General features: G+C 58.6%; 17 protein-coding genes. 6 read left to right on the top strand and 11 right to left on the bottom strand.

Annotation, left to right across the window (positions count from 1 at the left end):
• Nucleotides 1-122: 122 nt before the first annotated feature.
• The 3 genes from TU81_RS22290 to TU81_RS22280 form a co-directional block, all read right to left on the bottom strand.
• Complete coding sequence (locus TU81_RS22290) at nucleotides 123-1,061, bottom strand: FecR domain-containing protein (protein WP_048396530.1); 939 nt, start codon at nucleotides 1,059-1,061, stop codon at nucleotides 123-125.
• Nucleotides 1,058-1,546 carry a sigma-70 family RNA polymerase sigma factor gene (locus TU81_RS22285; RefSeq protein WP_048396529.1) on the bottom strand — a complete coding sequence of 163 codons (489 nt, stop codon included), beginning with the start codon at nucleotides 1,544-1,546 and terminating at the stop codon, nucleotides 1,058-1,060. The genes TU81_RS22290 and TU81_RS22285 overlap by 4 nt, the downstream gene beginning before the upstream one ends.
• 173 nt (nucleotides 1,547-1,719) lie before the next feature.
• Nucleotides 1,720-2,604: a helix-turn-helix transcriptional regulator gene (locus tag TU81_RS22280; RefSeq protein WP_038979027.1), complete on the bottom strand. Its 885-nt coding sequence runs from the start codon at nucleotides 2,602-2,604 to the stop codon at nucleotides 1,720-1,722.
• Between the two features lie 138 nt (nucleotides 2,605-2,742).
• Here TU81_RS22280 and TU81_RS22275 point away from each other — a divergent pair, with 138 nt between their 5' ends.
• Nucleotides 2,743-3,645 carry a DMT family transporter gene (locus tag TU81_RS22275; protein WP_038979028.1) on the top strand — a complete coding sequence of 301 codons (903 nt, stop codon included), beginning with the start codon at nucleotides 2,743-2,745 and terminating at the stop codon, nucleotides 3,643-3,645.
• A gap of 29 nt (nucleotides 3,646-3,674) precedes the next feature.
• Here TU81_RS22275 and TU81_RS22270 read toward each other — a convergent pair whose 3' ends face one another.
• The 5 genes from TU81_RS22270 to TU81_RS22250 form a co-directional block, all read right to left on the bottom strand.
• Entirely contained in the window at nucleotides 3,675-4,184 is a 510-nt protein-coding gene (locus tag TU81_RS22270) for a DUF2165 family protein (RefSeq protein ID WP_038979029.1), read from the bottom strand.
• Between the two features lie 142 nt (nucleotides 4,185-4,326).
• On the bottom strand, nucleotides 4,327-5,301 hold the full coding sequence (locus tag TU81_RS22265; protein WP_048396528.1) for a 2-hydroxyacid dehydrogenase: 975 nt from the start codon (nucleotides 5,299-5,301) through the stop codon (nucleotides 4,327-4,329).
• A gap of 244 nt (nucleotides 5,302-5,545) precedes the next feature.
• Entirely contained in the window at nucleotides 5,546-5,923 is a 378-nt protein-coding gene (locus tag TU81_RS22260) for a DUF6124 family protein (protein WP_048396527.1), read from the bottom strand.
• Between the two features lie 370 nt (nucleotides 5,924-6,293).
• Nucleotides 6,294-6,791 carry a hypothetical protein gene (locus tag TU81_RS22255; RefSeq protein WP_048396526.1) on the bottom strand — a complete coding sequence of 166 codons (498 nt, stop codon included), beginning with the start codon at nucleotides 6,789-6,791 and terminating at the stop codon, nucleotides 6,294-6,296.
• Between the two features lie 159 nt (nucleotides 6,792-6,950).
• Nucleotides 6,951-7,919 (bottom strand): LysR family transcriptional regulator, encoded by a 969-nt coding sequence (locus TU81_RS22250; RefSeq protein WP_048396525.1) that lies wholly within the window; start codon nucleotides 7,917-7,919, stop codon nucleotides 6,951-6,953.
• Between the two features lie 284 nt (nucleotides 7,920-8,203).
• Here TU81_RS22250 and TU81_RS22245 point away from each other — a divergent pair, with 284 nt between their 5' ends.
• From TU81_RS22245 to TU81_RS22230, 4 genes are all read left to right on the top strand, one after another.
• Nucleotides 8,204-9,715 carry an efflux transporter outer membrane subunit gene (locus tag TU81_RS22245; protein ID WP_048396524.1) on the top strand — a complete coding sequence of 504 codons (1,512 nt, stop codon included), beginning with the start codon at nucleotides 8,204-8,206 and terminating at the stop codon, nucleotides 9,713-9,715.
• Between the two features lie 146 nt (nucleotides 9,716-9,861).
• Complete coding sequence (locus TU81_RS22240; RefSeq protein WP_048396523.1) at nucleotides 9,862-12,054, top strand: FUSC family protein; 2,193 nt, start codon at nucleotides 9,862-9,864, stop codon at nucleotides 12,052-12,054.
• Nucleotides 12,044-12,244 carry a DUF1656 domain-containing protein gene (locus TU81_RS22235; RefSeq protein ID WP_007896379.1) on the top strand — a complete coding sequence of 67 codons (201 nt, stop codon included), beginning with the start codon at nucleotides 12,044-12,046 and terminating at the stop codon, nucleotides 12,242-12,244. The genes TU81_RS22240 and TU81_RS22235 overlap by 11 nt, the downstream gene beginning before the upstream one ends.
• 10 nt (nucleotides 12,245-12,254) lie before the next feature.
• Nucleotides 12,255-13,118, top strand: coding sequence for an efflux RND transporter periplasmic adaptor subunit (locus TU81_RS22230; RefSeq protein ID WP_048396522.1), 864 nt, complete (start codon nucleotides 12,255-12,257; stop codon nucleotides 13,116-13,118).
• 150 nt (nucleotides 13,119-13,268) lie between these two features.
• Here the strand turns inward: TU81_RS22230 and TU81_RS22225 are convergent, their stop codons facing one another.
• The 3 genes from TU81_RS22225 to TU81_RS22215 all read right to left on the bottom strand — a co-directional run bounded on the left by TU81_RS22225 (nucleotide 13,269) and on the right by TU81_RS22215 (nucleotide 15,143).
• Nucleotides 13,269-13,667 (bottom strand): DUF4440 domain-containing protein, encoded by a 399-nt coding sequence (locus TU81_RS22225; protein WP_048396521.1) that lies wholly within the window; start codon nucleotides 13,665-13,667, stop codon nucleotides 13,269-13,271.
• Between the two features lie 151 nt (nucleotides 13,668-13,818).
• The gene (locus TU81_RS22220) at nucleotides 13,819-14,643 is read right to left on the bottom strand and encodes an SDR family oxidoreductase (RefSeq protein ID WP_038979037.1); all 825 of its coding nucleotides are present in this window, start codon (nucleotides 14,641-14,643) and stop codon (nucleotides 13,819-13,821) included.
• 35 nt (nucleotides 14,644-14,678) lie between these two features.
• Nucleotides 14,679-15,143: a hypothetical protein gene (locus TU81_RS22215; protein WP_008070465.1), complete on the bottom strand. Its 465-nt coding sequence runs from the start codon at nucleotides 15,141-15,143 to the stop codon at nucleotides 14,679-14,681.
• A gap of 180 nt (nucleotides 15,144-15,323) precedes the next feature.
• On the opposite strand from TU81_RS22215, the gene TU81_RS22210 reads away from it, so the two are divergent.
• A complete protein-coding gene (locus TU81_RS22210; RefSeq protein WP_082157871.1) occupies nucleotides 15,324-18,164 on the top strand; it encodes an RHS repeat domain-containing protein in 2,841 nt (946 codons plus the stop codon).
• Nucleotides 18,165-18,196 lie beyond the last annotated feature (32 nt).

Here is an 18,196-nt window from a genome sequence, read left to right as displayed (position 1 = left end):
TGAAAAACGGCTCACTTTTTTAGATCAAAAGATCAAAAGATCGCAGCCTTCGGCAGCTCCTACAGGATGTATACCGAGCACATGTAGGAGCTGCCGAAGGCTGCGATCTTTTGATCTTGCTGTTAAACCTTCGCCTCGACGGTCACCCAATACCGGGTGAAACGCCTCACCTTCACCGGCAAACTGATTTCCAGCAGATCAAGAATCCGCTCGCTGTCGTCCAGTGGATAAGTCCCGGAGATCAGCAGATCGGCAACATTCGCCGCGCAATTGAGCTGCCCCCGGCGATAGCGACCGAGTTCATCGAGAAAATCTCCCAGGCGCATATGAGCGGCCACCAGCATGCCATCGGCCCAGGCGCCGCTGTTGGCGTCCAGCGGCAGGGGAGTGTCGATGCCGCGTGCGCCGAAGCTCAACTGCTGGGCGGTTTGCAGCATCCGTGGCGACCCGCCATCGGGCGTCAGTTCGGCGCTGCCCTCAAACACCGCCACGTGAGTGTGATCGGAAAACTGTCGCACGTTCAGCCGCCCACCTTGGGTTTTCAACAGGCCTTGTGTGGTCTGTACTTGAAACGCTTGGGCGGCGGTCAGGAGCATCTCGCCTTCGAGCAAGCGGATCAGCCGCTGCTGACCTTCGACTCGTACATCGACCGCACTGGCGGTATTGAGCTGCACTTGGCTGCCATCGCCGAGCGACACTTTGCGTCGCTGGCCGATCGGGCTGCGGTAGTCGGCCAGCAATGGGGTCAGCGGATTGTGCTCGCGCATGCCCCAGGTGACCGCCGAGCCCGCACCGAGAATCAGCAACAGCTTCAACGCCTGACGACGGCCGGCGGATTTCGGTGCATTGAGGGCGGCATGGGCCAGCGGTGAAGACACACCGCGCAAGCGTTGGTTGACCCGCTGAATATGTTCCCAGGCCCGTCGATGTTCACCGTGAGCATCGAGCCATTGCTGCCAGGCGATTTGCTGGCGCGGGGTTAGCGGCCCTTGTTGAATTTCCATCCACCAGTGCACGGCCTGCTCGGCGACTTGAGAGGAAAAGTCCGCAGGGCTGTTCATAGTGCGAAGTAGCAGCGCATCGCCGCTTTGTTCAGGTGCCTTTTGACCGTGGCGATGGAAATACCCAGTTCGGCGGCGATCTGTGGATAAGTCAAACCATCGACCTGAGCCAGCAGAAAGGCGCGTTTGACCAGGCGCGGCAAACCGTCGAGCAACTGGTCGAGTTCCATCAGCGTTTGCAGGATGATCGCCCGATCTTCCTCCGACGGCGCGACGATTTCCGGCATCTGCGCCAGCGCATCGAGGTAGGCGCGCTCCAGATCCTGACGGCGGTAATGATTGAATAGCACGCGCTTGGCAATGGTAGTGAGGAACGCCCGCGGTTCGATGATCTGGGGCGTTTCCCGTGCCGTCAGCACTCGAATGAACGTGTCCTGGGCCAGATCCGCGGCGCTGTCAGGGCAGCCGAGCTTGCGCCGCAACCAACCGGTGAGCCAGTTGTGATGGGCGTGATAAAGGACTTCGACGGTAGTGGCTGACGACAACGGAACCGCTCCGGACGTATTTTGATACGTTAGAGAACAAGAATTGTTCGCATTGTAGGGGCGAGGCCTGCATCCGGCAATCGCTGGGAAAAAGATCGCAGCCTGCGGCAGCTCCTACAGGAGCACGCGACCGGCGTAGGAGCTGCCGAAGGCTGCGATCTTTTGATCTTGCTTTAGCGCAAAAACGCCTGCCGATATTCCCCAGGCGTTCCACCCAACGCCTGCCGAAACCGGTTGGTGAAATGGCTCGCACTGGCAAAACCACAGGCCAACGCAATATCCCCCAACGGCTGCGACGTTCCGCGCAACAACTCCCGCGCCCGGCTCAGTCGTCGAGCCAACACATACTGATGTGGCGGCAGGCCGAAGCTCACACGAAACATCCGCGCAAAGTGATATTCGGACAGCGCACACAACCCCGCCAATTGCCCGAGGCTGATCGCTTCGGCCATTTGATGGTCGATGAATTCCACCAACTGCCGTCGTTGATGCGCCGCCAATCCACCTTTGAGGCGCAAGCCCTCACGCACGCCGACCTGGCTGAGCAGGGCATGGCTGAGCATTTCGTGGGCCAGGCTGCTGGTGAGCAGACGTTCACCCGGTTCATCCCAGTTGAGGGCGATCAACTGTCGAAAGCGCCGGGCTTGCTGCGGGTCTTCAAGGAACGTGCGCTCGCGTAACTGCAATTCCCGCGGTTCGCGATCCAGCAGCGTGACGCAGCCAAGGGCAAATTGTTCGGGGCTGAAATACAGGTGGGCCAGGCGAATATCGCCATTGATCACCCAGCCTGACTGATGGTCGGCCGGCAGAATGCACAGCTTGTCCGGGCCGCCCTTGGTACCGGGCTGGTCGCGGCGAAAGGTGCCGGTGCCGCCGGCGATGTAGCACGACAGGGTGTGATGGCTCGGCGCTTCGTAGTCCTGGGCGTCGTGGTGGTTGTTCCACAAAGCTGCAGCCATGCCGTCACCGAGCTCGGCGCTGTGCTCCAGGCGAGCATTGGGCGAGCGGTTAAGCGCTTGAAAGACTTGTAGGGTCTCGAGTGACACTTGTGCGGCCATGATCGGTTCTCTCCAACGCTTTGCATCCTACTCCGTAGACGTTGACCTGCCAGCCCGCCGGCCGACAAAAGCGCAAGTTTATGCAAGTGCAAAAGGGTTTCGCGCCGGACACTGAAGGCCTATTCAGGAGTCGTCACCATGAACCTTTCGTTGTACCTACTGACCGTGCTGATCTGGGGCACCACCTGGATTGCCTTGAAATGGCAACTGGGCGTGGTAGCGATTCCGGTGTCGATCGTTTATCGCTTCGGCCTCGCTGCGCTGGTGCTGTTCGTGATGTTGCTGCTCAGCCGGCGCCTGCAAGTGATGAACCGTCGCGGTCATCTGATTTGCCTGGCGCAGGGGCTGTGCCTGTTCTGCATCAATTTCATGTGCTTCCTCACTGCCAGCCAATGGATCCCCAGCGGTCTGGTCGCCGTGGTGTTTTCCACCGCCACCCTGTGGAACGCCTTCAATGCACGGGTGTTTTTCGGTCAGAAAATCGCTCGCAATGTATTGATGGGCGGTGCGCTGGGTTTGCTCGGATTGGGCCTGCTGTTCTGGCCGGAGCTGGCCGGTCATACCGCCAGCCCCGAAACCTTGCTCGGTTTGGGTCTGGCGTTGCTCGGCACCTTGTGTTTCTCGGCGGGTAACATGCTGTCGAGTCTGCAACAGAAGGCCGGCCTGAAACCCCTGACCACCAATGCCTGGGGCATGGCTTACGGCGCGGCGATGTTGTCGGCGTGGTGCCTGGTCAAAGGCATTCCGTTCGACATGGAATGGAATGCCCGCTACATCGGGTCGTTGCTGTACCTGGTGATTCCGGGATCGGTGATCGGTTTCACCGCCTACCTGACCTTGGTCGGGCGCATGGGGCCGGAGCGGGCGGCGTATTGCACCGTACTCTTTCCGGTGGTGGCGCTGAACGTGTCGGCGTTTGTCGAAGGCTATCAATGGACGGCACCGGCACTGGTGGGGCTGGTGTTGGTGATGTTGGGGAATGTGCTGGTGTTCCGTAAACCCAAGGCGTCGATGGTGCAAGGAAACGGCAAATTGGCGTGAGGTTCCCTGTGGATCGAGTGCTGAACAGCTCAGCGCTCGATCCTGACGGCCACATAAATCAATAACGGTAATATAAAGTCGACAATGTGTCGGGCCCAGTCTTTTGCATTCCAGGTTTGTGATTCATCCATGTTGAACCATTCCACGCCAATGACTTGGAGGCCGACGTAATAGACAAACATGGCAACCAATAGTCCGATGATCGCAAACTTTTTTGCTTCGTGAAAATCTTCGGGAGAAGCATGGATGTTTCGATAAAGATGAAACGTGCCAAGTAGGCAGAAAGCCGTATAAATAACTTCCAGGGTAATGATGATCCAGTAGATCCGATGATGGAGCATGGGTGAGGTAATCGCCCGGTAACTCAGGTTTAAATTCTCTCGGGTGGTGTCCATGCTCAGGACGTGGCCGACATACTCATAATTGGTCGCATAGTCGGTAAAGTTGCTGAACATCACCAGCAAGCCAAAGAAGCTGATATAAGCCATCAATATGACTTTGCTGTACCTGATGAGTTGATCGGTTGTTGGCGGGTTCAAAATTTATGCTCTCCATGGCTAAGTCCCGTAAAGGGCGGGTAAGTAATGGAGAGTCTATCGTGTGTGTCTGCTTTACGACGGTGGACTGAATTGCAAAGTATGTAGTGAGCGGGCAGGCGTTTGAAACGTCTGCCCTTATTAGTCAGCCTTTCCACACTTGTGGGTTCACCAGGTCTTGCGGCCGCTCACCCAACAAAGCACTACGCAAGTTGGCCAATGCACGGTTGGCCATGGCTTCACGGGTTTCGTGCGTGGCCGAGCCAATGTGCGGCAAGGTCACGGCGTTTTTCAGTTGGAACAATGGCGATTCGGCCAGCGGTTCTTTCTCATAGACGTCCAGCCCTGCGCCGCGAATCCGGTTGTTTTGCAGCGCTTCGATCAACGCCTGTTCGTCCACTACGGGGCCGCGGGCGATATTCACCAGAATGGCGCTCGGTTTCATCAGCGCCAGTTCACGGTGGCTGATCAGGTGCCTGGTTTTTTCGCTGAGCGGCACCACCAGGCAGACGAAATCGGCTTCAGCCAGCAACTGGTCGAGGCTGCGGAACTGCGCACCGAGCTCCTGCTCCAGCTCGGTCTTGCGGCTGTTGCCGCTGTAGATAATCGGCATGTTGAAGCCCAGCCGACCGCGACGGGCGATGGCCGCGCCGATGTTACCCATGCCGACAATCCCTAAGGTTTTGCCATGCACATCGCTGCCGAACAACGGCGCGCCGACGGTGGCTTGCCATTGGCCGGCCTTGGTCCATGCGTCTAGCTCGGCGACGCGGCGGGCGCTGCTCATGAGCAAGGCGAAGGCCAGGTCGGCGGTGCTTTCAGTGAGGACGTCGGGGGTGTTGGTGAGCATGATCCCGCGTTCGTTGAAGTAGGCGAGGTCGTAGTTGTCGTAGCCGACCGAGACGCTGGAGACCACTTCCAGTTTGCTGGCGTTTTCCAGTTGCGCGCGACCGAGTTTACGGCCGACGCCGATCAGGCCGTGGGCATGTGGCAGGGCTTCATTGAACTGGGCGTTGATGTCGCCGTTTTTCGGGTTCGGCACGATCACGTCGAAGTCTTGTTGCAGACGTTCGATCATCGGTGGGGTGATACGGCTGAAGGCGAGGACGTTTTTTTTCATTGGAGGCGGCTCGTCGGGCGGTGGTGAATGCCAAGCACGCTAACATTCTTCCCGGACATTATGCGAGTCCCGGACCGCCGGGTGTACGCCATCCAAAATTGTAGGAGTGCACCTGTGGCGAGGGGGCTTGCCCCCGTTGGGCTGCGAAGCAGCCCTAAAATCTCTGATGTATCAAAGATCTTGTGAGTGCTTCGCACTCAAACGGGGGCAAGCCCCCTCGCCACAGTTCGTTCCTACAAGGGGGTCAGCTGTGTGGCGCGGTTTTTGGTACGTTGAGGTTATCCAGCATCCGGTTCACCGCCAGCTCGGCCAGCATCACGATCTGTTGAATCGCCATGGCCGTATTCCGATGCGGGCCTTCCAGATAGGTCGCAAAATTGCTGGCCATTACACTGGCCTGGGCCAACGACTCACAGGTGTGGGCCAACAGGTCTTCGTCTTTGAGCGCCGGTGCGAGCATATACATCGTACTGGGTTTGCGAATGGTCGGTGATTTGAGGGCAGCGGGATTGAGGTAGTGATTCAGCGCGCGTTCAGCGGCTTCGTTGAGTTTTTTGGAATTGGGGGATTCGTAGGGGGAAACGTCGTCGGTTTCAGGGGGATTCGGTGTTTCTTTGATCATGGGAATTACTCTATGACAGGATGAATAGAGCTGCCATTTTCGTTTCCAAGCGAAAGGGTGGCAGCCATGCGCGGTCTGGAAAACCGGAAATCCCATCAAACCCGGCAGACCCGAAGGTCTCCCGCGCACAGCCGCCATAACAAGGAATTGCGTGCAGAAAAAAGCGCCGCAGTATGCCATGTGCTGTGATGGGAATATCAGGTTTCCAAGCCTGGTCACTGATTTGGCAGCGACCCACAAAGCCTACCCATTTCCCTTCCGACGCAACAACCGTCAAATCTTGTCGGAAACGCCCTCAAAAACCACCCCGTCTGTAGGAAGAGCCGACGGCTCTCCCTGGACGGCATGTGAGTGTTCAACAGGCTGCCGATTACTCGAATAGCTTTTCCAGATGTCGCTGTCCGGTTTTTGCATGCTCCAGACCTTCAACATTAATTTCGCCAATCACTTGATGACTTGTTATACCGTCCATGATCGTAAAGTTGAAGGTAGCCTTGAGTGTCCCAACCTCAAAGTTGAAATCGAACGTGATATGCCCGACATCCATTTTCGGGTAGTAAGGTCGGTGCCATGATCCACCGTCGGGGTCGTCCCAGTTTTCGCTGAAGATAGGGGGCTGTAAAATACCGTCCGATTGAAATTCATATCGTTTGTTTTCAATGTTTACCGGGAACCTTAGGGGGATGTCGTTCCATTCGGTCTCACTAATTTGATGTCTGGTGAATAACACCACCTGCTCTCCATTAGTAATAAAGCGAGTGACTGTTCCATCGAAGTCGGTGAACTTAAAGTTGTTGTGGATTTTGGCGGTCAGTTTGCCGGTGGCGGAACTGAGATTTTTATTTGAGCCCGTGTAATAAATATTCATACTAGTATCCCTTCGAATGAAAAATTAAATTGCCCATGGAGTTTCCATTCGAGGAGATAGTTCGTCTACTGTCAGATCTGACAGTTCATTTATATCTATTGGCTATTGGAGAAGATTATTTCGGCATTCCTTTGCCATAAGCCAATGCTGCGCAATGGGCTAATTCGCCACCCGAACCCCACCCAAACTCCCACTCAATTCATACGCCGCCAATTCAGCCTGATGCGCCGCCAATATCTCCGGTAACGACCCGCGCAAGTACTCGACCCACGTCTTGATCTTCGCATCCAGATACTGCCGCGACGGATAAATCGCATACAGATTCAATTCCTGTGAGCGGTAATTCGGCATCACCCGCACCAGCGTGCCGTTGCGCAGCCCTTCAATCGCCGCATACACCGGCAACACCCCAACTCCCATGCCGCTGGTGATTGCAGTCTTCATCGCATCAGCGGAGTTCACCAAAAACGGCGAGCTGTTGATGGTGACCATTTCCTGGCCTTCAGGGCCGTCGAAGGTCCATTTTTCCAGTGGGATGACCGGGCTCACCAGGCGCAGGCAGGCGTGGTTGAGCAGGTCGCTGGGCTTGTGCGCGCAGCCGTTGGCTTTCACATAGGCGGGCGATGCGCAAACGATGCTGTAGGTGATGCCCAAGCGTTGGGAGACGAAGCCCGAGTCGGGCAGTTCGCTGGCGAGCACGATGGACACGTCGTAGCCCTCGTCGAGCAAATCCGGCACGCGGTTGGCCATGGTCAGGTCGAAGGTTACGTCCGGGTGGGTTTTGCGGTAGCGGGCGATGGCGTCGATCACGAAGTGCTGACCGATGCCGGTCATGGTGTGCACCTTGAGTTGCCCGGCCGGGCGCGCGTGGGCGTCGCTGGCTTCGGCTTCGGCTTCTTCGATGTAGGCCAGGATCTGCTCGCAACGCAATAGATAGCGCTTGCCGGCCTCGGTCAGGGCGATGCGGCGGGTGGTGCGGTTGAGCAGGCGGGTTTGCAGGTGGGCTTCCAGATTGGAGACCGCGCGCGAGACGTTGGCCGTGGTGGTGTCGAGTTGCACGGCGGCGGCGGTGAAGCTGCCGGCCTCGGCCACGTAACTGAAGGCGCGCATGTTTTGCAAAGTGTCCATGGGGTGCTCTCGAATGCGATGGCAAATTGTGACACGAAGTTACAGGGGCGGTGCCCCTACAAAGGGATTATCTCTTCAACGGTAACAAAGATTCACAGGAATCCCAGCTTATCGCCATCCAGGCCCACCCCTAGAATTGCGTCCACCTCTGTAGGAGCTGTCGAGTGAAACGAGGCTGCGATCTTTTGATCTTTGCTTTTAAAGGGCAACATCAAAAGATCGCAGCCTCGTTTCACTCGACAGCTCCTACAGGGGATCTCCCCCTATTTCAGGAATTTGCAGCAGTGCCGCGTCGCATCAACAGAGCGCTCAAGACGCTCAGTGTTTTGGCCTTAACCCTGGCAATCAGCGGCTGCATCGGAACCGCAGGTATTGCCCCACAGGGCAAGGCACTGGAGGCTGATTCACTGGCCACCGATGAAGCCATTCAGAGCGCCGCGCAAGACGCTCATTGGCCCACCGCTCAATGGTGGCAAGCCTACGGCGACCCACAACTGAGCCGCTGGATCGATCTCGCCCTGCAAGGCAGCCCGAGCATGGCCATGGCCGCAGCGCGAGTGCGTCAGGCGCGGTCCATGGCCGGCATTGCCGAGTCCGCCGAGTCGCTGCAGATCAATGGCCAATCTACCCTCAAGCGCCACAACTGGCCCACCGATCAGTTCTACGGCCCCGGCGAGTTGGCCAATACCACCACCTGGGACAACAACGCCGCGCTGGGCTTCAGCTATGCCCTCGACCTCTGGGGACGCGAAAGCAACGCCAGCGAACGCGCCGTGGACATGGCCCACATGAGCGCCGCCGAAGCACGGCAGGCCCAGCTCGAATTGCAGAGCAACATCGTCCGCGCCTACATCGAGCTCTCTTTGCATTACGCACAACGGGACATCGTCGCGGCGACCTTGAAGCAGCAACAGCAAATCCTCGACCTGGCACAGAGACGTCTGGACGGCGGCATCGGCACCCATTTCGAAGTCAGCCAGGCCGAAACACCATTGCCGGAAACCCATCGGCAAATCGATGCGCTGGACGAGGAAATTGCTCTAAGCCGCAACCAACTCGCCGCGCTGGCCGGTAAGGGGCCGGGGGAGGGCGCGCAGTTGCAACGGCCGACGCTGTCGTTGGGCGCGGCGCTGAAGTTACCGTCGTCTTTGCCGGCGCAACTGCTCGGCCAACGCCCGGACGTGGTCGCCAGTCGCTGGCAAGTGGCGGCGCAGGCTCGGGGTATCGATGTTGCCCACGCCGGCTTCTACCCCAACGTCGATCTGGTCGGCAGCCTCGGCTACATGGCCACCGGCGGTGGAGCGCTGGAGTTTTTGACCGGCAAGAAGCTCAACTACAGCGTCGGCCCGGCGATTTCGTTGCCGATCTTCGATGGCGGCCGCTTGCGCTCGGAGCTGGGTGAAGCCGCGGCCGGTTATGACATAGCCGTGGCCAGGTACAACCAGACGCTGGTCAACGCGCTGAAGAACATCTCCGACCAGCTGATTCGTCGCGAGTCAATGGACAAGCAACAAGCCTTCGCCGCCGGGTCGGTGGCCACGGCGCAGAAGACCTACGACATCGCGATGATCGCGTATCAGCGCGGGCTCACCGATTACCTCAATGTGCTCAATGCGCAGACCTTGTTGTTCAAGCAGCAACAAGTGCAGCAGCAAGTTCAGGCCGCACGCTTGAGTGCTCATGCGCAATTGGTGACTGCTTTGGGCGGAGGCCTCGGCGCTGGCAACGACGTGCCGAAGGACAGTCAGACCGCCGCACCGAAAACTCCGGCCCTGCTTAATAGCCTCTCGAATTGAACGCGACCCTGTGGGAGCGGGCTTGCTCGCGAAGAGGGAGTGTCAGTCAATGCTGATATCGCCTGACACACCGCTTTCGCGAGCAAGCCCGCTCCCACAGGATCCGAGTACTCGCCGCATACCCCTCGACTAATGAGCAAACTTCCATGACTCCCTTGCCCGCACCTTTGCGCTGGCTGTATTCCCTTGAATGGCGCCGGGGCTTCTTCGACTGGGCACGCAGCGATGGCGTGACCTGGGTGTACATTTTCAAGGTGCTGTTCGCGGCGTTCCTGACCCTGTGGCTGGCCATGCGTCTGGAGTTGCCGCAACCACGCACCGCGATGATCACCGTATTCATCGTCATGCAACCGCAAAGCGGCCAAGTGTTCGCCAAGAGTTTCTATCGCTTCCTCGGCACGTTGGCCGGGTCGGCGGTGATGGTCGCGTTGATTGCCTTGTTTGCGCAGAACACCGAACTGTTCCTCGGCTCGCTGGCGATCTGGGTCGGCCTCTGCTCGGCCGGCGCGGCGCGTTATCGCAACTTCCGCGCCTACGGGTTTGTGCTCGCCGGTTATACGGCGGCGATGGTCGGGCTGCCTGCATTGGCTCATCCCGACGGGGCGTTCATGGCGGCAGTCTGGCGTGTGCTGGAAATTTCCTTGGGGATTCTCTGCTCGACACTGGTGAGCGCCGCGATCCTGCCGCAAACCGCCAGCGCCGCGATGCGCAATGCCTTGTATCAGCGCTTCGGTGTGTTTGCCCTGTTCGTCACCGATGACTTGCGCGGTCGCAGCCGACGCGAGGCGTTCGAAGCGAACAACGTGCGGTTTATCGCCGAGGCGGTGGGCCTGGAAGGGCTGCGCAGCGTCACGGTGTTCGAAGACCCGCACATGCGTCGGCGCAACGGGCGGCTCAGTCGTTTGAACAGCGAATTCATGGGCATTACCACGCGCTTCAATGCGCTGCATCAGTTGCTTGAACGCCTACGCAGCAGCGGCACCGATCACGTTGTCGCAGCGATCAAACCGGGGTTACAGGACTTGGCCGAAGTGCTCGACGGTTTCAGCGGTCGCGCTTTGACCAGCCCCGACGCTGCACGCCTGGCCACCGCTTTGGCGACCTATAAGGAAAACTTGCCGGCGCGGGTCCGCAGTCTGCGGGCGACCTTTCAGGAGAGTGATCCGAACGACGCCGAGCAGCTGGATTTTCACACCGCCTACGAGCTGCTTTATCGCTTCGTCGACGACCTGCACAGTTATGCACAGACCCACGCATCCCTGGCCGATCACAGCCACGAACGGGAACGTTGGGACGAGCCCTTCACTCCGCAAACCAACTGGCTGGCCTCGGCGGCATCGGGCATTCGCGCAGCATTCATCCTCGTGGTGCTCGGCAGTTATTGGGTGGCCACCGCGTGGCCGAGCGGGGCGACCATGACCCTGATCGCTGCTGCCACCGTCGGCCTTTCAGCGGCAACACCGGACCCCAAGCGCATGGCATTTCAGATGGCCTGCGGGACGTTGCTCGGGGCGCTGATCGGCTTCGTCGAGATGTTTTTCATCTTCCCTTGGATCGATGGTTTTCCGTTGCTTTGCGTGATGCTGGCGCCGGTGATCGTGATCGGGGCGTTCCTGACTTCACGGCCGCAATACGCGGGGGGTGGCTTGGGATTGCTGATCTTCTTCAGCACCGGTTCGGTGCCGGACAACCTCACGGTTTACAACCCTTACGCCTTCATCAATGACTACATCGCGATGATCATGGGCATGCTGGTGTGCGCGGCGGCCGGGGCGATCATTTTGCCGCCCAACAGCCGCTGGTTATGGCGACGGTTGGAGCAGGATTTGCGCGGGCAAGTGGTGTACGCCATCAGCGGCAAACTCAAGGGCCTGGCGTCGAGTTTCGAAAGCCGCACTCGCGATCTTTTGCATCAGGCCTATGGCCTCGCAGCGGGAAAGCCGCAGGTGCAACGGGACTTGCTGCGCTGGATGTTGGTGGTGCTGGAAGTCGGCCACGCGATCATCGAGTTGCGCAAGGAACAGGCGATTCTGCCAGTGCACCCGGCCTACGCCGAATCGCAGCCGTGGCGTCAGTCAATCCGGGTGATGGGGCGTTCGCTGGTGCGACTGTTTCTGCAGCCGAGCCCGAGCAATCTGGAGCGTGCTCTGGTCGCGGTCGACCACGCGATCAGCTGTGTGCAGGCCACCGACGAACCCTTCGCGCCGCACTTCGATACCTCTGCCTTGCGCCGGGTGAAAAGCTACCTGCACTTCATCCGCACCACGCTGCTCGACCCGCAATCGCCACTGACCTCCTACGCCATCGCCAAGCCCCAAGGACTTGAACATGCCTCGTGAAATCGCCTTCCACGGCGTGTACATGCCGACCATGACCCTGATGTTTTTCATTGCAGCGGCGTTGGCCTGGGCGCTGGATCGATTCCTCTCCGGGTTCGATCTGTACCGCTTCTTCTGGCACCCGGCGCTGCTGCGCCTGAGTCTATTTACCTGTCTGTTCGGCGCCTTGGCGCTGACTGTTTACCGTTGAGAACACCGTGATGAAAAAGCTTTTCAGCCTGCTCGCGACCCTGCTGGTGTTGGCCCTTGCCCTGTGGATCGGCCGGACCTTGTGGGTGCAGTACATGAACACCCCCTGGACCCGCGACGGCCGGGTGCGCGCCGACATCATCAACGTTGCCGCCGACGTTACCGGTGAAGTGGTGGACGTGCCGGTGCGTGACAACCAGCGAGTGAAGAACGGCGATTTGCTGATGCGCATCGACCCTGAGCATTACCGCATCGCGGTGAAACAGGCGCAGTCGCTGGTGGCCTCGCGCAAAGCCACATGGGAGATGCGCAAGGTCAACGCCCATCGCCGCGCCGACCTCGACAACCTGGTGATCTCGAGGGAAAACCGCGACGACGCCAGCAACATCGCCGACTCGGCTCTGGCCGATTACCAGCACGCCCAGGCGCAATTGGAAGCTGCCGAACTCAACCTCAAGCGCACCGAAGTACGCGCTGCGGTGGACGGCTATGTCACTAACCTCAACGTTCATCGTGGCGACTACGCGCGCATCGGCGAAGCGAAAATGGCCGTGGTCGATATGAACTCATTCTGGGTTTATGGCTTCTTCGAAGAAACCAAATTGCCCCACGTGCGCGTGGGCGATAAAGCCGACATGCAATTGATGAGCGGCGAAGTACTCAAGGGCCATGTGGAAAGCATTTCTCGCGGCATCTATGACCGCGACAACCCGCAAAGCCGCGAGCTGATCGCCGACGTGAACCCGACCTTCAACTGGGTGCGCCTGGCGCAGCGGGTGCCGGTGCGGATACACATTGATGAAGTGCCAGAGGGCGTGCTGTTGGCGGCGGGGATTACTTGTACCGTTGTGGTGAAACAGGCTGTCGAGGGGTAACTGACAGACCGAGTCGTCTGCTTCGCGAGCAAGCCCGTTCCCACACTTGATCTACTTTGTGCACATATTCTGTGTTCACTGAAGATCAAATGTGGGAGCGGGCTTGCTCGCGAATGGAGCGACTCGGTCTCTCAGGCAGATGGCGACAGTTCATTCCTTGCAAAACGTCTCATGCAAATGCCGCCAAAGCACCTTGCCATCGGCCTGTTTCTCAAACACCACCGAGGATCGCCGATCAGAATGCAGCCCCGTCGCATCAGTCTGCTGCTCGCGGTAACTCACCACTGCGCCACCGTCATACAGCGCGACACCTCGCAACTCGCTGAGCTCAATCCTGAACCCGAGCTTCTTCCCGCCCGCCAGCAGAAACAATTCATTCAACGCCTCAAAATCCAGCACCCGGCCCAACGGCGAGATCATGGAAAACTGCGGCGAAAAACGCGTCAGCAATTGCTCAAGCTCGGACTCGTCTCGCTCCTCGGCCAACCATTGTTCGATGGCTATGTGGGCCTGGATCACTTCGTCAAAGTATTCGGTGTAGTCGCTCATGTTTAATTCCTGAAATTCTTAAGCGTCTGGTCAGACGTCTTCGCGGGCAAGCCCGCTCCCACAGAGAGCACCGCGCAACCTGTGGGAGCGGGCTTGCCCGCGATGGCGTCAACCCGGTCTCAAAGTTGCCCGCGATGGCGTCAACCCGGTCTCAAAGTTGCCCGCGCAACCCGAACCGCTTCATCAACCCCGACTCCAACAGCCCCTTGGGCAACAACCCCGCCATCAACGGCAACGCTCGGCTGCCATTACCCAAACGCACCAGACGCGGCGGTTTATTCTGCTGCACGGCCTTCAACAAACCGGCGGCAAATTCACTGGCCGGCGTCGGCTTGTCCTGAGACGCCTTGGCCCGTGCACGAATACCCTCACGCAGCGGCCACCATGGCGACTGCTCGGTGATCAGTTGCTCAGCCTCATGGCCGGCATTTTTCGCAAAGCTGGAGGCGATGGCACCCGGCTGAACTTCCATCACCCGCACGCCGAACGGCGCCAATTCCATACGCAACGCATCACTCAAGGCATGCACCGCGGCTTTCGAGGCGCAGTAGGCGCCCGCAAACGGCGTGACCAGAACTCCGGACACGCTGCCGATGTTCACCACCAGGCCCTTGGCGCGGCGCAGCACCGGGAACATCGCGCGAGTCACGCCGACGATGGCAAATACGTTGGTTTCGAATTGCCGCTGCATGGCCGGCACACCGCCATCGAGCAGCGGTCCCATGGCGCCATAACCGGCATTGTTGATCAGCACATCAAGACCGCCGCACTGCTGATTGATCCGCTCACTCAATTGTTCCAGTGCCGGACCATCGTTCACGTCCAATTGCACGGCGGTGAAACCGGCAGCGGTTAGAGCGGCTACATCTTCAGCCTTGCGGGCGCTGGCCCAGACTTCGTATCCGGCCCCTTTGAAGGCGTCGGCGAGGGCGCGGCCAATGCCGCTGGAGCAACCGGTAATCAACGCAACGGGCATGGCGCGGTCCTTGTGCAAAAAGAAGAAAGGGAGGATCAGTCGGAGAAACTACCCTGCAAACGCTCGGCGCGAAACTCCAGGGTTTGCGGGCGATAACCGGGGCGCAGGGGCGGCATTGGCAAGCAGTCTTCCCAATTGCCGCCGGCCTGCAATTCGCCGGGGCCGCGATAGCGCGGTGCGGCGTATTGATTGTCAGCCAGATTGACCGTATCGCCCGGTGCATAAGCGGCGATGCGCCAGCGCAGTTCGGTCAACGGCACGTCATTGCCGTTGTTCATCGTCAGCTTCAAGGGGCGATCCGCCGGGCAGTGTTCGGGCGCGTAGGTGATGCGCAGCTCAAGGCGCGCCAGTTGCTTGACCTCGCGGGTGTCCAGCCAGAACACCCACACCGCCACCAGGCCCAATCCGACAGCGGCGGCCATGGAAACCGGCACGGCCTTGGACGGGTAGCGCAGCAGCAGGATCAGCCAGGTGATGACCAGCAGGACGCCGATGAACATGTGTGAACGCTCCTTGAACTCATAAACCCCATCCTACCGAAGGGGCGCGGGAATGGACATTCGTGGAGCAAGATCGATGGCCGTTGGTCGGCACTGTCATTTCTGATAGTAGCCAGGCATGTCCACGAACGGTTAGATGTCGATTGGCAAACAGGACATACAGGCATGCAGGCCTTGACGATGGGAATGCACCACAAAACACCAAAATTGTCCGTCGTCGACCCGCGTGGCTTGTTGATCCGTTCGGTGGACTATTGGCGCGCCGTCGTAAACCTGCCCAGCGAAGCACGCATCAATCGCACAGCCCATGATGCTGCGGGCCATTCGATAAAACAGTGGGATCCGCGGCTTTGGGCATTGCAGGATGAAGATCCTCTGGCACCCGCCAATTCAACGACCGTGCATTCGCTGTCTGGCAATGCGCTTTGTACCATTAGCGTCGATGCTGGATTGCAACTGAGCCTGCCCGGTCTGGGTGACGAGATTTTGCTGGCGTGGGACAGCCGAGGTACACGACGCGAAGTTGAATATGACGACCTGCTCCGTCCCGTGGCAGTGTTCGAGCAGGGAGCAACCGAGCCGCGAAGGTTTGTTGAACGCATGGCCTATGGCGGTCCCGACCATAGTGACCAGAATCGATGCGGGCAGTTGATCCGTCATGATGATCCCGCCGGGACGGTGCTGTTCGAGGCATTTTCGATCACCGGCCAATGCGTGAAGCAAGTTCGTCACTTTACCCAAAACCCTGTTACGCCTGACTGGCCGGAGTTGGAAGCCGATCGTCAAAAGCTGCTTGAGCCGGGGGAGGGGGCTGTTTCAAAGTGGAATTTCGGTCCGTTGGGCGATGTTCTGCAACAGATCGACGCCAAGGAAAACCGCCAGGCCTTCAGCTTGACCCTTGACGGTTCCTTGCGTGAGGCGCGCTTGCAACTTCAGGGGCTGACTTGGCAGACACTGGTCAGGGATGTCCAGTACAACGCCCAAGGGCAAGTTGCATACGAAACTGCCGGCAATGCTGTGCAAACCGCTCTGGTTTACCGAGCTGAAGACGGATTATTGATGGAGCGGCGGACGCAGGATGCGAGTGCGCGATGGTTGCAGCATCTGATCTACGAATATGACCGAATGGGCAACGTCCTCAGCATCGAAGACAAGGCACTGCCGGTGCGTTACTTTGCCAATCAGCGTATCGAGCCGCTCAGTCGTTTTCGCTACGACAGCCTCTACCAGTTGATCGAGGCCTTTGGCTGGGAGGCGGGCAGTGCCAATCAGGGCCCAGCATCGATGGGACGGGTCGATCCGGCGGCGGTCAGCAATTACCGGCAGACCTACCGCTATGACGAAGGCGGCAATCTGTTGAAGCTGACCCATGTTGGCGCACAAGGCCCGGGGCATGAACTGAAGGCCGCTCGCTACAGCAATCGCTGTCGGCCCTGGTGCAACGGGGTGCCACCCACCGAAGAAGAAATCGCTGCCGCGTTCGATGCCAGGGGCAATTTACTGGAGCTGGATCAGGGCCGGTTTCTGACGTGGGATTTACGTAACCAATTGCACTCGGTCAGCCCAGTGGAACGCGCTTCCGGGTTCAATGATTGGGAGTGCTATGTCTACGATGGCGGTGGCCAGCGAGTGCGTAAAATCCGCTCACTCAATACCAATGCCCGCACCGTGGTGGCTGAAGTACGTTACTTGCCGGGGCTGGAGCTTCGTACCGACAGTTGCACCGGGGAAGTACTGCAAGTCATCACCGCTCAGGCGGGCCTCAACAACGTTCGGGTATGGCACTGGGAGACGGATCCACCGTCCGGCGTGCCCAAAAAACAATACCGTTACAACCTCGTTGATCACCTGAAGTCTTGCACCCTGGAACTCGCCGATGACGCGCGAATCATCAGTCAGGAAACCTACTATCCCTTCGGCGAGACCGCGTGGTTTGCCGGAACGGACGTCGTGGAAGCGAGTTACAAAACCATTCGTTATTCGGGCAAGGAGCGGGACGCGACAGGGCTTTATTACTATGGTCTGCGTTATTACGTGCCGTGGTTGCAACGTTGGCTCAACCCAGATCCCAAGGGGTTCGTTGATGGACCGAACCTGTATCAGATGGTCAGTAACTCGCCCATGACTCATGTCGATAGCGACGGCGGGGGAAGGACCAAGGCTTCACAGCTGAGTGAGAGCCTGGATAAGCAGCAAGCTTTGGCCTCATCGGTTGGAAGCGTCGTTTCTGACCTCAAGAATTCAATACTCAATCACGTCTATGCGCAGCATCGGTTCAAGGCGTTGGGCAGACGGGTCCTAACCCAACTTGCCAGCAGTGCCGTCAGTGCGGCCGGTACGTCGGCGGGTGCTGCGGCAGGCGGTGCCTTGGGTGGGTTGGTAGGTCCGGGAGGCGCAACGCTGGGGGCCAAGGTCGGGGCGAAAGTCGGCTCCAAGGCGGCAGATGCTTTGATTTCCAAGATGGTGGACACCTATCAACTGGAGCGTCCGATCAACTTCAAGGGTAACGAAATGAACCCTAAGGCATTCATTGAGAGCGTTGAACCCAGAAAGAAATTCAGTCTTGCAGCGGTAAAGTTTGAGCTGGTGGCGGTTGACCCGCGGACAAGTGAAGGGCGAAAGCAATTGAGGAAAAAAATCACCACCGCAGTTGTTGATAAGGTGGTCGAAAAGGTCGGCAGTAAGCTGGGGTCGGAAGCGCCAGGTTTGATCAAGACAGGTCGGGAGTTTTACCAGGCATCGCAAGGGCTGAACGCGACATCGCTTAGTGAGGCTTACGACGAGACGCCAGTGATGATCGATGTACTGGAGTTCAGGATGCAGACCATCAAAATTGAATTCGCAAGTTCCGGTAGCGCTGATCCGGAAACCTTCGAGAAAGTCGCTGAAGTTTCGACGCAGACGCAAGCGGTGGTTGAGACCTTGAACCGACAGCAGGATTTCATTGAGCTTGTCGCGCCCAAGCCTTACGCCGGAAGACGACAATCACTTAATGAGACGTCCAAGTCAGCTCGCGGCTGACGCAAGAGAAAAAGCCCCCACCCAACCCACTG

It is taken from the genome of Pseudomonas lini, assembly GCF_001042905.1.
Classification (GTDB): Bacteria; Pseudomonadota; Gammaproteobacteria; order Pseudomonadales; family Pseudomonadaceae; genus Aquipseudomonas; species Aquipseudomonas lini.
This window is presented reverse-complemented; position numbering and strand designations above follow the sequence as displayed.